The organism is Streptomyces sp. NPDC085900, from assembly GCF_044540925.1.
Taxonomy (GTDB): domain Bacteria; phylum Actinomycetota; class Actinomycetes; order Streptomycetales; family Streptomycetaceae; genus Streptomyces; species Streptomyces gilvifuscus.
In genome coordinates this window covers 190,495-203,696 of the sequence record NZ_JBITSP010000001.1, presented here as the reverse complement: position 1 = coordinate 203,696, position 13,202 = coordinate 190,495, and the positions used below count along the sequence as shown (strand labels likewise).

At 71.7% G+C, this 13,202-nt stretch carries 13 protein-coding genes and 1 tRNA gene; 9 read left to right on the top strand and 5 right to left on the bottom strand.

The genetic code is table 11. The features are described 5' to 3' along the window. Positions 1 to 335: 335 nt before the first annotated feature. From ACIGDI_RS00915 to ACIGDI_RS00905, 3 genes are all read left to right on the top strand, one after another. Complete coding sequence (locus tag ACIGDI_RS00915; protein WP_200703163.1) at positions 336 to 701, top strand: hypothetical protein; 366 nt, start codon at positions 336 to 338, stop codon at positions 699 to 701. A gap of 126 nt (positions 702 to 827) precedes the next feature. Then, on the top strand, positions 828 to 1,385 hold the full coding sequence (locus tag ACIGDI_RS00910) for a bifunctional DNA primase/polymerase (protein ID WP_399888617.1): 558 nt from the start codon (positions 828 to 830) through the stop codon (positions 1,383 to 1,385). Next, positions 1,376 to 1,449 (top strand) — tRNA-Lys (locus ACIGDI_RS00905). Before ACIGDI_RS00910 ends, ACIGDI_RS00905 begins: the two co-directional genes overlap by 10 nt. A gap of 141 nt (positions 1,450 to 1,590) precedes the next feature. On the opposite strand, the gene ACIGDI_RS00900 is transcribed toward ACIGDI_RS00905, so the two are convergent. Further along, positions 1,591 to 2,892 carry a M6 family metalloprotease domain-containing protein gene (locus tag ACIGDI_RS00900; RefSeq protein ID WP_399888615.1) on the bottom strand — a complete coding sequence of 434 codons (1,302 nt, stop codon included), beginning with the start codon at positions 2,890 to 2,892 and terminating at the stop codon, positions 1,591 to 1,593. A 282-nt stretch (positions 2,893 to 3,174) separates the two neighbouring features. Between ACIGDI_RS00900 and ACIGDI_RS00895 the strand changes: the two genes are divergently transcribed. Beyond that, positions 3,175 to 4,980, top strand: coding sequence for a putative bifunctional diguanylate cyclase/phosphodiesterase (locus ACIGDI_RS00895; protein ID WP_399888613.1), 1,806 nt, complete (start codon positions 3,175 to 3,177; stop codon positions 4,978 to 4,980). Here ACIGDI_RS00895 and ACIGDI_RS00890 read toward each other — a convergent pair. The 3 genes from ACIGDI_RS00890 to ACIGDI_RS00880 all read right to left on the bottom strand — a co-directional run bounded on the left by ACIGDI_RS00890 (position 4,959) and on the right by ACIGDI_RS00880 (position 7,670). Further along, positions 4,959 to 6,047, bottom strand: a complete 1,089-nt coding sequence (locus tag ACIGDI_RS00890) for an LLM class flavin-dependent oxidoreductase (protein ID WP_399888610.1) — start codon at positions 6,045 to 6,047, stop codon at positions 4,959 to 4,961. The two genes, ACIGDI_RS00895 and ACIGDI_RS00890, sit on opposite strands and share 22 nt — an antisense overlap. Positions 6,048 to 6,132: 85 nt before the next feature. After that, positions 6,133 to 6,864, bottom strand: a complete 732-nt coding sequence (locus tag ACIGDI_RS00885) for a decarboxylase (protein ID WP_399888607.1) — start codon at positions 6,862 to 6,864, stop codon at positions 6,133 to 6,135. Then, entirely contained in the window at positions 6,861 to 7,670 is an 810-nt protein-coding gene (locus ACIGDI_RS00880; RefSeq protein WP_399890436.1) for an aspartate/glutamate racemase family protein, read from the bottom strand. The genes ACIGDI_RS00885 and ACIGDI_RS00880 overlap by 4 nt, the downstream gene beginning before the upstream one ends. A gap of 142 nt (positions 7,671 to 7,812) precedes the next feature. On the opposite strand from ACIGDI_RS00880, the gene ACIGDI_RS00875 reads away from it, so the two are divergent. After that, the gene (locus ACIGDI_RS00875) at positions 7,813 to 8,760 is read left to right on the top strand and encodes a D-2-hydroxyacid dehydrogenase (protein ID WP_399888603.1); all 948 of its coding nucleotides are present in this window, start codon (positions 7,813 to 7,815) and stop codon (positions 8,758 to 8,760) included. A gap of 22 nt (positions 8,761 to 8,782) precedes the next feature. After that, positions 8,783 to 10,180, top strand: coding sequence for an amidase (locus ACIGDI_RS00870; protein ID WP_399888600.1), 1,398 nt, complete (start codon positions 8,783 to 8,785; stop codon positions 10,178 to 10,180). Here the strand turns inward: ACIGDI_RS00870 and ACIGDI_RS00865 are convergent. Next, positions 10,161 to 10,655 (bottom strand): DUF3830 family protein, encoded by a 495-nt coding sequence (locus ACIGDI_RS00865; RefSeq protein ID WP_272174156.1) that lies wholly within the window; start codon positions 10,653 to 10,655, stop codon positions 10,161 to 10,163. The two genes, ACIGDI_RS00870 and ACIGDI_RS00865, sit on opposite strands and share 20 nt — an antisense overlap. A 216-nt stretch (positions 10,656 to 10,871) precedes the next feature. Here ACIGDI_RS00865 and ehuB point away from each other — a divergent pair, with 216 nt between their 5' ends. The 3 genes from ehuB to ehuD are packed head-to-tail and all read left to right on the top strand — an operon-like array spanning position 10,872 to position 13,197. After that, entirely contained in the window at positions 10,872 to 11,801 is a 930-nt protein-coding gene (gene ehuB, locus ACIGDI_RS00860) for an ectoine/hydroxyectoine ABC transporter substrate-binding protein EhuB (RefSeq protein ID WP_399888597.1), read from the top strand. Beyond that, positions 11,798 to 12,550, top strand: a complete 753-nt coding sequence (gene ehuC / locus ACIGDI_RS00855) for an ectoine/hydroxyectoine ABC transporter permease subunit EhuC (RefSeq protein ID WP_399888594.1) — start codon at positions 11,798 to 11,800, stop codon at positions 12,548 to 12,550. The genes ehuB and ehuC overlap by 4 nt, the downstream gene beginning before the upstream one ends. After that, positions 12,547 to 13,197: an ectoine/hydroxyectoine ABC transporter permease subunit EhuD gene (gene ehuD / locus ACIGDI_RS00850; RefSeq protein ID WP_200703174.1), complete on the top strand. Its 651-nt coding sequence runs from the start codon at positions 12,547 to 12,549 to the stop codon at positions 13,195 to 13,197. The genes ehuC and ehuD overlap by 4 nt, the downstream gene beginning before the upstream one ends. Positions 13,198 to 13,202: the final 5 nt, after the last annotated feature.

Genomic DNA, 13,202 nt, shown 5'->3' with positions numbered 1-13,202 from the left:
CGTGACCACCTCGCCGACGCCGGGCGCACACCCGGCCTGCCGGACGGAGTCCGGCACGCCGCCGCAGGCGGCCGACAGTCGCAGCCCCGGACGGCTGGGAGGCGAACCACGCGGTGCTGGCCCCGCTGCAGGAACACCGGGTGAGCTGGTCGCCGTGATGGCCTCGCCGACACAGGGCCGGTCGGGTGGGGAACATCGGGCGGGCCGGGCGGCTTGATATCGCCGGAGGCGCAGGCGGCGGCCCTCTTGCATACCCGCGGGACAATGGACGGTGGCCCAGGCACGGTCGGAGGCCGGCCGTGACGGACGAGCGTGACCTACGAGGAGGAGAAGACATGGCGGAGCAGACGCCGCGTCGGAACGAACCGCGGCTGCGCCCCGCGCCCCTGCTCTTCGAGCCCGCGGAGGCGGCCGCGGATCCGGAGCACTTCTTCGACCTGGAGTCGATCGACGACCCGAAGGCGCTGCTGAGCCGCGCGACCGAGCTGACGCAGGCGTTCCGCGCGGCGGCGGACCGGGCGGTGGAGTTCCAGGCGATGGCGGCCGCGCAGCTCGCGGATCCGCGGCGGTTCGACCGGCTGACGACGGCGGACATCGCGGAGCGGGCCGAGTGGACCGAGGACTACGCCAAGAAGATGGTCGAGTTCGGGCGGGACCTGATGCGTGGCGCCGAGGGGCGCGGGTCGGCGGATCCGGTCTGATCTGAACACGGCGCACTTCGGTTTGGCATATGCCAGGCGGGCAAGATACCCCGGCCCACCTCCCCGTGTCCCGAATTTCGGCAACCCTCGGGATCGGGACGTTCACAGCCGGTAGATGTAGTTGCCATGAACAGCAACCTCACCACCCCGGACGGTGCAGCGTGGCTCGCCTCGGCAGGAACGTATCCGCGTAGCACGCTCGCCCTCTGGAAGGAGCGCCCCGAGGCGCCGGTCGTACTGCCCTGCGGTTCCGTCTTTGACGTCGTCAGCGCGCCCGCGGTCTTCGGGCGCCGCATGGTGGACCGGCTGTGGGACGAGGGGCCCGGATCGGGGCCGGTGGCCACCTTCCGCGGCCGGATGCTGCTGTTCGCCGCGCCCGGTACGGCCCAGCGGCTGCCGTCGCTGCTGGAGTGGGAGGAGTCCAGCCGTACGGGCGCGATCCCGCCCCTGCTCTGCCACGGCAACGGCGACGCAGTGACCGTCCCGGCCCTGCTCGCCGCCAACCCCGCGACCTCGGGCGATTCCCGCTGGCTGGTCGCGCCGGACACCCGCCGCCCCTGGTTGCCGGGCCCGGAGATCGTGCTGTGGGCGGCCGTACGTGCGGCCCGCGCCGCCGTGCGGATATCGATTTCGTCGTCCGCCGATCAGGATGCTAAGGTCTACGACGTCAGCAGGCGCCGCTAGCTCAGTTGGTTAGAGCAGCTGACTCTTAATCAGCGGGTCCGGGGTTCGAGTCCCTGGCGGCGCACGTTGTCGATGGCGAGGCATGTTCGCGGAAAACGCGAACCGGCCTCGCCATCGTCGTTCCTGCGCGGCTGCGCCGCGCGCCGTGGGGGCTTCGCCACCCACACCCCCTCTTCCGTCGGCTCGGGTGCCGTCGGCCGAGATCTCACCCCGTCGTGATCTTCACCGTCCAAGCCCCCGAAGCCGTGCGGTCCTCCGCCTCCACCCTCACTCCCGTGCCCGGAACGGTGAAGCTCTCGCCGAGGGCGACCGGGGCGTCGGCGAGGGGTGGGTAGACGGAGTTCTCCCAGCAGGCCTCGGTGTGCGGGTGGGCGTCGATCACCTGGACGGGGCCGTCGCCGGAGGCGGTGTCGCCGTTGACGCGGTAGACGAGGATGCCGGAGCGGCAGGCGCCGACGTCGTTGCCGACCGGGCCGCGCGCCTCGAAGGCGAGCACGCTGTCGGGGCCGGTACGCACCAGCGCCAGCTTGGTGCCGTCGCCGAGGCCGAAGGCGGGCGCCCCCGCCGCGCCCGTGACCGGCGTCTTGGGCCCGGCGCTCAGCGGCTCCAGGGTCAGCCGGGTGGTCCGCCGTACGCACACCACCTGCCGCGACCGCAGCCAGCCCAGCTTCCACTTGTGCCAGCCGAGGAGGTCCGGGGCGAGCGCGAACTGGCTGCCCATCAGGTCCCAGTCGCCGACGTAGGTGTCCCAGTCGCCCTTGCCGTCGGCCGGCCGGTGGTAGAGGTCGGGCAGGTCGAAGACGTGGCCGGTCTCATGGGCGAGAACCAGCCGGTCCGGCGGATGCTTCTCGAACACCGTGACGACCCGCCGGATGTCCCGGCCGTCGGCCCGCAGCGGGGTGTCGAGGTTGACGACCTTCGTCGCGTCCGAGTCCACGCCGGGCGCGTCCGGGTCGGCGACGAAGTACACGATGTCGTAGCGGGAGAAGTCCACCCGGGGATCGGCCGCGGCGAGCGCGTCGCGCAGGTAGGCGGCCCGGTGCGCGGGAGACCAGTCGCGCTGTATGGCGTACGCCGTCGACGGCTTCGGCATCCGGATCCACCGCTTCACGGGATGCGGGCGCAGGCTGAACCGGCCGTAGGAGGCGCGCTCGTAGAAGCGGCTGGTGGCCGGGAAGTGGTCGGCGGTCAGCTCGGCGGGTGTGGTGCGCGGGACCGAGTCCGGGAAGGACAGGAAGACCAGCACCGCGTCCAGCCGGCGGGTGGGGCGCGGATAGGCCGCGTTCCAGGTGTCCACCCCCTCCGAGTGGTGGGCCCCGGTGCGCTGCAGGGCGCACGGTCCGGCCGAGAAGGGTTCGGCGACCGAGGGCCCGGTGATCAGCGAGGTGGCGGCGAGCGCGGACAGCGTGGTGCACACCGCGGCGGTGCTGCGCAGTCGGGGACCCCTGAAGCGCGTGCGGGGAAACTGACGCAGCACAAGCACCTCCGGGGGCGGTTCGCGGGACACCGCACCCAGCCTGTGTGAATTTGTCGTACTACGCCCTGTTTGTCTGCCCCAGACGAGTGAGTGAGCCGACGCTCCCTCAGGTCCGACACCCCCGAATCGCTCACGGAACGTCACAACTGGTCCGAGGCCGAAGAACCCGTCCAGTTGCGGGCAGAAACGATCTGTCAGAAGTGGCGTCGGATCCGGGACACTGGACAACGGGTGGAAGGCCCCCGGGTCTGCCTCTATGATCGGCACACTTTCCGGCACGGACAGGGATCGAGTGCACTGCGGGAGCTAGCGGTGAGCGGAACGTCCGAAGGGCCGGCGCCCGCGGCAGACCTCGACCGGGGCGCCGTAACAGAGAGTGACAACTTCTATCGGTCCGTCTTCGCGGACGCGCCCCTCGCCATGGCGGTGGTCGACCGCGAGGGCCTGGTCGTCAGCGCCAACGACGGCTTCGGCGCGCTGCTCGGCAGCCCGCCCGGCAACTTGGTCGGCCGGATCGCGGCCGACCTGGTGGACCTGGCCTCCGACGCCCGGACCTGGCACGCCTACCGCGAGGTGCTGCGCGGCCGGGAGGCCCGGCTGCGCTGCACCCGCCGGCTCAAGCACCCCGACGGCCGGTCGGTCTGGGCCCAGGTCGCCGTGCACCCGCTGCCCGCCCCGGCCGACGGTCTTCTGCTGTCCGTCACCGACATCAGCGCCCAGCGTGAACTCCAGGCCCGTCTGCGGCACTTGCAGATGCACGACCCGGTGACCCGGCTGCCCAACCGCACCCTGTTCTTCGAGCGCCTGACGGCCGCGCTGGAGGCGGAGGCGTACGAGGACGGCGGGACCGGGCGGATCGGCCTGTGCTATCTGGACCTCGACGGCTTCAAGGCGATCAACGACACCCTCGGCCACCGGGTCGGCGACCGGCTGCTGGCCGCCGTCGCCGAGCGGCTCACGCGCTGTGCCGACGAGGCGGGTTACGCCAGAGCGAGCGCGCCGCTGGTGGCGAGACTGGGCGGCGACGAGTTCGCCCTGCTCGTCGAGGACTCGACGGGCACCGAGCAACTGGCCGAGCTCGCCGAGTCGGTGCTCAAGGCCGTCCAGGCGCCCTTCGACCTCGCGGACCGCCGGCTGTCGGTCTCGGCGTCCATCGGCGTCGTCGAACGGCACGCGGCCGGCACCACCCCGACCGCCCTGATGCAGGCCGCCGACACCACCCTGTACTGGGCCAAGGCCGACGGAAAGGCCCGCTGGACGCTCTTCGACCCGGAGCGCAACGCCCACCGCATGACCCGCCAGGCCCTCGCCTCCACACTCCGACCCGCCATCGAGCGCGGTGAGTTCGTCCTGGAGTACCAGCCGCTGGTGGGGATGGAGGACGGCCGGCTGCGCGGCGTGGAGGCCCTGGTCCGCTGGAACCACCCGCAGTTCGGTGTCCTGACGCCGAATCGGTTCATCGGACTGGCCGAGGAGGACGGCTCGATCGTGCCGCTGGGCCGCTGGGCGCTGCGCACGGCCTGCCGTCAGGCGCGCCGCTGGCAGCTGGACCATCCGGACCGGCCGCCGCTGTTCGTCAGCGTCAACGTGGCGGTCCGCCAGGTGTGGGACTCCGACCTCGTGGCGGACGTGGCGCAGACGCTCGCGGAGACGGGCCTGGCGCCCGACCTGCTGCAGCTGGAGCTGACGGAGTCGGCCGTGATGGGCTCCGCGGGCCGCCCGCTGCAGGCGCTGCAGGCCCTCAGCGACATGGGCGTCCACATCGCCATCGACGACTTCGGCACCGGCTACTCCAACCTCGCCTACCTCAGCCGGCTGCCGGTGTCGGTACTGAAGCTGGACGGGTCCTTCGTACGGGGCTTCCAGTACGAGAGCGACAAGGACGGGGCCGTGCCGCCCAACCCGGCCGACGAGGTGGTGGTGGAGGCGATGATCCAACTCGCCCACCGGCTGGGCCTGACGGTCACCGCGGAGTGCGTGGAGACCTCGGCCCAGGCGACCCGGCTGCGCCGCATCGGGTGCGACACCGGTCAGGGCTGGCTGTACTCGCGGCCGGTCTCGCCGGGCCGGATCGCGGAGTTGATGGGCGATCAGGCCTACGCGGTCGGCAACCCGTAGGCGTCCGCGATCAGTTCGTAGGAGCGCAGGCGCAGCTTGCCGGTGTGGGCGTGCGAGGTGAGCATCAACTCGTCGGCGCCGGTGCGCTTCTGCAGGGCGTCCAGGCCGGCGCGCACCTCCTCCGCCGAGCCGTGCACGATGTTGGTGGTCCAGGACTGCGCGAACTCCTCCTCGTACGGGCTGAATTCGTGCTTCTCGGCCTCGTCGGGGTCGGGGAAGAGGCCGGGCCGCCCGGTGCGCAGGCGGATCATGTTGAGCGCCATCGCCCGGGTCTGCCGCCGCGCCTCGCGCTCGTCGTCGGTGGCGAGGGCGGAGACGCCGATGAGGGCGTAGGGCTCGTCGAGGACCTCGGAGGGGCGGAAGGACTCGCGGTACAGCTCCAGCGCAGGGACGGTGTTCTGGGCCGAGAAGTGGTGCGCGAAGGCGAAGGGCAGGCCGAGGGCGGCCGCGAGGCGGGCGCTGAAGCCGGAGGAGCCGAGCAGCCAGACCGGGGGCCGGTGCGGGGACTGGACGCCGCCGGGGCTGCTCCCCTGGATCGGCCCGGGGATCGCGTGGATGCGGCGGTAGGGGTGGCCGTCGGGGAAGTCGTCGTCCAGGAAGCGGGTGAGCTCCAGGAGCTGCTGGGGGAAGTCGTCGGCGCCCTCGTTCAGGGTGTCGGTGCGGCGCAGGGCGGCGGCGGTGGCGCCGTCGGTGCCCGGGGCGCGGCCGAGGCCGAGGTCGACGCGGCCGGGGGCCAGGGCCTCCAGCGTGCCGAACTGCTCGGCGATGACGAGGGGCGCGTGGTTGGGCAGCATGACGCCGCCGGAGCCGAGGCGGATGCGGTCCGTGTGGGCGGCGAGGTGGGCGAGGATCACGGCCGGGGAGGAGGAGGCGACGCCCGGCATGGAGTGGTGCTCGGCGACCCAGTAGCGGTGGAAGCCGCGGGACTCCGTGAAGCGGGCCAGGTCGACGCTGGTGCGCAGGGCATCGGTGGCGGTACTGCCCGCTCCCACGGTCACCAGGTCCAGCACGGAGAGGGGGACGGGGGCGGTGCCCTGCACCACGCCTCGGATCTCGTCTGCCACCACGGGGGATGCCTCCTGTTCGGTACGACGCGGGGTGCGCGACCGAATAACAGGAGGCACTCTCCGTTTATTCCCCGGGGGGCGCGGCTCACGCCTGCACGATCGGCTCCCTGGTGAAAAGCGCGCCCAGCCGCGGCGCGTTCACCCGCCGGTCGGCCAGCCGCAGGCCCTCCCAGACCGTGACCTGGTTGGCGGTGAGGACCGGCTTGCCCAGTTCCTTCTCCAGGGTCTGGACGTGGGCCGCGGTGTGCAGGGCCGTGTCGGGCAGGAGGAGGGCGTCGGCGTCGGGGCGGTCGGCCTCCCGGGCCAGCGCCAGGACCTCCGCCTCGCCCCAGGTGCCGACCTCGGCCGCGGTGACGATCCCGGCGCCGTGGACGTGCGTCACCTCGACGCCACCCGCCCGCAGGAAGTCCGCGAAGAGGCCGGCCACGTCCTCGGGGTAGGTCGCGCCGACCGCCACCCGGTGGGCCTTCAGCTCCCGCAGCGCGTTGACGAAGGCGAACGACGTCGAGGAGGCCGGCATCCCGGCGGCGACGGCGAGGCCGCGCACCTGCTCGTGGGCGCCCTCCCAGCCGTAGACGAAGCTGCCGCTGGTGCAGGCCCAGACCACGGACTCGGCGCCCGCCATGCGCAGTTCCTCGACACCCGCCGCGAGCCGCTCGGCCGAGCCCATCCGCCGCAGGGCGTCCACGCGGTGCGCGTCCTCGCCGATCTCGGTGTGGATGACGTCGAGGCGGATGTCGCTGCCGAGCAGCTGCTCGATGCGCGGGTAGTCGTCCTCGGCGGAGTGGCCGGGGTAGAGGAATCCGAGTGCGGTCATGCCATGCCTTCCTGCTGTTGTTCACCGTCCGGAAGTTCCGGCAGTACGGGACCCGAGCGCGCCGCCGGATCGATCAGCGCCTGATAAGGCCCCGTCGCCCGAGTACCCATTCGGGCGAGCGCCGCCCACATCGTCACTTGGTTGGCCGAGATCACCGGCATGCGCAGTTCGGCCTCCAGCTGGGGGATGACGTCGTAGGTCGGCAGGTTGGTGCAGCTGATGAACAGCGCGTCCGCGCCGCGCCGCCCGCCGCCGCGTACGGCCTTGCGGGCCATGGCCGCCACCTCGCGGTACGGCACTTTCCAGATGTGCCTGGTCAGGCCCATGAACGCGCATCCGGCGACGGTGACGCCGGCCTCGGCCACGTACTCCTCCAGCGCGCTCGTGACCGACATGGTGTACGGGGTCACCAGCGCCACCCGGTGCGCTCCGAGCGCCGCCAGCGCCTCGAGGAGCGCGCCCGAGGTGGTGACCGAGGGCACCGCGCCGGCGCGGGTCATCGCCGCGCACATCGCCCGCTCGCCGGCGCTCCCGCCGACGAAACTGCCCGAGGTGCAGGCGTAGGCGACGACCTCGGGCGAGACCGCGGTCAGCGTGCGCACCGCGTCGTCCAGCGTCTCGTGCTCGCTGACCAGCCGGGCCAGGTCGAGACTCACCTCGACCGGCACGTACGGCGTCCGCGTCAGATGCAGCGAGACGTCGTCGGGGACCCAGCGCCACAGCTCGCGGTCCAGCGCGAAGTCGAAGGGTGCCACGACTCCGACGCCGCGTTGCGGCCGCGGTCCGCCGAGGAAGGAGACATCCATGACGGGCACCGCCCTCACTGTGAGAAAGGGGTGGGCAACGGACCGTGCGCACGCCCGTGTTGACGAAGGTAGGTTCGGGTGCGAGCGTGGTCAAACCTCGCATGTCAGACGGCCGCCACCCACCGGAATCGAGCCTTCCTGCATGACTGTCCCCACCCTTCTGGTCCTGGACGCCGACCCCCTCCCCCGCCTCGGCAGGCTCACCGGCCGGGCCCGTGTCGAGCACGCCGACGGCGCCACGCTCGCCGAGCGGCTGCCGCACGCGGACGTGCTGCTGGTCTGGGACTTCACCTCCCGGGCGGTGCGGGACGCCTGGCCGGGTGAAGGCCCGCGGCCGCGCTGGGTGCACACGGCGAGCGCGGGCGTGGACCATCTGATGTGTCCGGAACTCGCCGCGTCCGACACGGTGGTGACCAACGCGCGCGGTGTCTTCGACCAGCCGATCGCCGAGTACGTCCTCGCCCTCGTGCTGTCCATGGCGAAGGAGTTGCCGCGCACCTGGGAGCTGCAGCGGGAGCGCACCTGGCGGCACCGGGAGACCCAGCGGGTGGCGGGCACACGCGCGGTGGTGGTCGGTTCGGGGCCCATCGGCCGTACGATCGCCCGGCTGCTGAAGGCGCTCGACGTGACGACGGCGATCGTCGGGCGCACCCCGCACACCGGTATCCACGGCCCCGAGGACCTCGACCGGCTGATCGCCCGCGCCGACTGGGTGATCGCGGCGGCGCCGCTCACCGAGCAGACGTACGGCATGTTCGACGCGCGCCGGTTCGGGGTGATGCAGCCCTCGGCCCGCTTCATCAACATCGGGCGGGGCGGTCTGGTGGTCGAGGACGCCCTGACGGAGGCGCTGGCCAAGCGGTGGATCGCGGGCGCCGCGCTGGACGTCTTCGAGCACGAACCCCTCGCGCCCGACAGCCCGTTGTGGGAGGCCCCGGGCCTGATCGTGTCCCCGCACATGAGCGGCGACACCGTCGGCTGGCGCGATCAGCTCGGTACTCAGTTCGTCGAGTTGTGGGAGCGCTGGGAGGCGGGCAGACCGCTGCTGAACGTGGTCGACAAGAAACGCGGGTACGTACCGGGACGCTGAACCGCTAAGCGATGGAGGGCAGATGACGGACCCCGACCTCACGGGACTGACCGCCGCACGACTCGTGGAGGGCTATCGCAAGGGCGAGTTCAGTCCGGAGGAGGCCACCCTGGCCGTACTGGAGAGGGCGGAGCGGATCCAGCCGGAGGTGAACGCGTTCGTACGGCTGTTGCCCGAGCAGGCGCTCGCGCAGGCCCGGGAGTCGACGGAACGCTGGCGGCGCGGCGAGCCGAGGGGCTTGGTCGACGGGGTCCCGACGACCGTGAAGGACATCATCCTGCTGCGCGGCGCCCCCACTCTGAGGGGTTCCAAAACCATTTCCGAGAAGGGCGGTTGGGAGGAGGACGCGCCTTCCGTCGCCCGGTTGCGCGAGCACGGCGCGGTGTTCGTCGGCAAGACGACGACGCCGGAGTTCGGCTGGAAGGGCGTGACGGACTCACCGCTGTCGGGGGTGACCCGCAACCCGCACGACCCGTCCCGTACGGCCGGCGGCTCCAGTGGCGGCGCGGCGGCCGCGGTGGCCCTCGGCGCGGGTCCCCTGGCCCTCGGCACGGACGGCGGCGGCAGTGTCCGTATCCCGGCGGCCTTCTGCGGCATCTTCGCGCTGAAGCCGACCTACGGCCGCGTCCCGCTCTACCCCGCGAGCGCCTTCGGCACGCTGTCGCACGTGGGCCCGATGACCCGGGACGCGGCGGACGCGGCGCTGCTGCTCGACGTGATCGGGGTGCCGGACTCCCGCGACTGGTCGGCGCTCGGCCCGGCCCCGGGGTCGTTCTCGGCGGGGCTGGCGGGCGGGGTCCGGGGGCTGCGCGTGGCGTACTCGCCGACGCTCGGCGGGCAGGTGGCCGTACGGCCCGCGGTGGCCGCCGCGGTGCGGCGCGGGGTGGAGCGGCTGGCGGAACTCGGCGCGTACGTCACCGAGGCCGACCCCGACTTCGCCGACCCGGTGGACGCCTTCCACACCCTGTGGTTCTCGGGGGCGGCCCGGGTGACCTCGCAACTCGGCCCGCTGCAGCGGGAGTCGCTGGACCCCGGGCTCAGGGAGATCTGTGCGACGGGGGCCCGGTTCTCCGCGCTGGACTACCTCGCCGCGGTGGACGTCCGCATGGAACTCGGCCGCCGCATGGGCCGCTTCCACGACTCCTACGACCTCCTCGTCACCCCCACCCTGCCGATCACGGCGTTCGAGGCGGGCGCGGAGGTCCCGAAGGGCTCGGGGCACCGGCGCTGGACGGGGTGGACGCCGTTCACGTACCCGTTCAACATGACGCAGCAGCCGGCGGCGACGCTGCCCGTCGGCACGGACGCGGACGGGCTGCCGGTCGGCCTGCAGCTGGTGGCCGCCCGGCACCGGGACGACCTGGTGCTGCGGGCGGCGCACGCGCTGTGCGAGTCCGGGGTCAGCGGCGCCGGAAGCTGAGGGTCTCGCCCGCCGCTCCCGAGCGCCACAGGTCGTTGCAGGCCTCGGCCATCGCCTCCAGGCCCTCGACGACCTGGCCCCAGACGATGCCGGGCACCCAGCCGACGTCGGCGTTGAGCAGCAGGTTGTTGCGCTCGTAGAACAGGGCCAGGTCGACCACGGTCGTGCCCGCGCGGACCTCGCGGTCGTAGCCGTAGGCCTTGGTGCCCAGTTCCGTACCGGCGAAGGAGAAGTAGCACAGATCGCCGGGGATGGGAGTGACGGTCGGGTTCTCCAGGGGCGGTTCCCGGTCGGCGAACGGCGGGAAGAGGGCGTAGATCTCGTTGCGCGCGTACTTGGCGTGGTAGACGTCGCCGCCCAGCGGAAGGGCGTCCCACACCGCCGCGCAGGTGCGGGGCGCGCGTTCGTCGAGGAGTTTCGCCGTGCAGCTGACGCCCCGCTTGTCCAGGGAGACTTCGATGTGACGGTCGGCCATGTGCCCTCCTGTCGACCTCTGCTCTCAGCCGTCATGCTGCCCGCACGGGAGGTGGCCACGCGTGACCTCATGTGAAGCATCGGCACACCCTCGCCGTTCACCCCCGTAAGGGAACCGTGAAGGTTCTGGTACGACACCGTCAGCGTGGCTCGCGTCGGCCGTGAACGGCCGCAAACGACCGGCATAGGTGCAATCCGCTTGGGTAGACGCGCGCCCATGGCTCCACCACAGGGGAAGAAACAAGCAAACGACACAAGAACCCACGAGGTGAAAGGCATCCCCCGCCGCTCGCTGCTCGCGGGGGTAGCGGCGCTCGGCGTGGCGGGCGCGACCAGCGCGTGCAGCAGAGTTGCGACAGCAGACACCGGCGACGGCGGGCATCTGCTGGAACAACTGCGGGCGAAAGGCGTGGTCCGGCTGGGCCTGGCCGGCGAGCAGCCCTACGGCTACATCGGCAAGGACGGCAAGATGACGGGCTCGGCGCCCGCCATCGCCGAGCGCATATTCAAGCGGCTCGGCGTCGAACGGGTCGAGCCGTTCGCCACCGAGTTCGGCTCGCTCATCACCGGCCTGAACTCCCTTCAGTTCGACTGCGTCGCGGCCGGCATGTACATCACGCCGGAACGCTGCGGCCAGGTCATCTTCGCCGACCCCGAGTACCAGATGCGCGACGCCTTCATCGTGCCCAAGGGGAACCCGAAGAACCTGCGCACCTACAAGGACATCGCCAGGACGGGCGCCCGGATGGCCACCGGTGTCGGCTACGCGGAGATCGACTACGCCAAGGAGGCCGGGGTCCGGCACATCACGACCCTGCCGGACCAACTGGCCGGTCTCCTCGCGGTCGAGCAGGGCCGCGTCGACGTCTTCGTCGGCACCGCGGTCACCGTGCGCAACGTCGTGAAGGAGACCGGCTCCACGCAGGTCGAGGGGACGCCGGAAGTCACCCCGTACATGGACGGGAAGCCGGTCGTCGACGTCGGCGCCTTCGCCTTCCGCAGCCCCGAGACGCATCTCCGCGACGCCTTCAACCGCGAACTGCACAAGATGAAGCGGAGCGGTGAACTGCTGGAGGTCATGCGGCCCTTCGGATTCACGAAGGACCAGATGACGACCATCACCGCCAAGGAGAAGTGCAAGCCATGAGCGAAATCAGCTGGGGTTTGTGGAAACTCCTCCTCAACGGCGCCTGGATCACCGTCCAGCTCACCGTCTTCAGCGCCGCGCTCGCCGCCGCGGTGGCCTTCGTCATCGGGCTGGCGCGCACCCACCGCCTGTGGATCGTGCGCTTCCTGTCCGGCGCGTACTTCGAGATCTTCCGCGGCACCTCCGCGCTGATCCTGATGTTCTGGATCTTCTTCGTACTGCCGATCGGCTTCGGCTGGCAGCTGGTGCCGATGTGGGCCGCGGTGCTGGCCCTGGGCCTGAGCTACGGCGCGTACGGCTCGGAGGTGGTGCGTGGCGCGGTCCAGGCGGTGGCACCGGCCCAGCGTGAGGCGGGCATCGCGCTCAGCTTCACGCCCGCCCAGCAGCTGCGCAAGATCATCCTGCCGCAGGCATGGCCGGAGATGGTCCCGCCGTTCAACAACCTGCTCATCGAGCTGCTCAAGGGCAGCGCGCTGGTCTCGATCATGGGCGTCGGCGACATCGCCTTCGGCGCCTCGCTGGTACGCAACGCCACCGGCCAGAGCGCGCCCGTCTACACGGTCATCCTCGTCATGTACTTCGTGCTGGCGTTCGTCCTCACCCGCGGCATGCGCCTGGTGGAGCGGCACGCCAAGGCGAGTGTCGGCCGCGCCCCGCAGCGGCGCGAGGGCCTACGGACCCGGATGAGCGGCGGCCGCACCGACGACCTCGCGCGCTCCGGCGCGACCACCGCGGGAGGTGCCCGATGACATGGGACTGGAACGCCGTCGGCGACTTCATGCCGATGTTCTGGCACGGTCTGCTGATCACCCTGGAGGCACTGGCGCTCGGCGCCCTGCTCGCCTTCACCCTGGGCCTGGTGTGGGCGGTGCTGCAGCGCTCGGAGCACGCCGCCGTGCGCTGGCCGGTGACGGCGGTCACCGAGTTCGTCCGCAACACCCCGCTGCTGGTGCAGCTGTTCTTCCTCTTCTACGTGCTGCCCGAATGGGGGCTCACGCTCTCCGCGCTCACCACCGGCGTGATCGGCCTTGGCCTGCACTACTCGACGTACACCGCCGAGGTCTACCGCGCCGGCATCGACGGCGTGCCCGCGGGCCAGTGGGAGGCGGCCACCGCGCTGAGCCTGCCCCGCCCGCGCACCTGGTTCGCGGTGATCCTGCCGCAGGCGGTCAGGCGCGTGGCGCCGGCGCTGGGCAACTACGTCGTCGCGATGCTCAAGGACACGCCGATGATCTTCGTGATCGGTGTGCTGGAGATGCTGGGCGAGGCGCGGCAGTACTCCGCCCAGACCTTCCACACGGTCGAGCCCATCACGATCGTCGGCATCGCCTTCATCGTCATCTCCTACCCGGCATCCCTTCTCCTGCGAGTCCTGGAGCGTCGTCTTGTCCGCTGACAGCA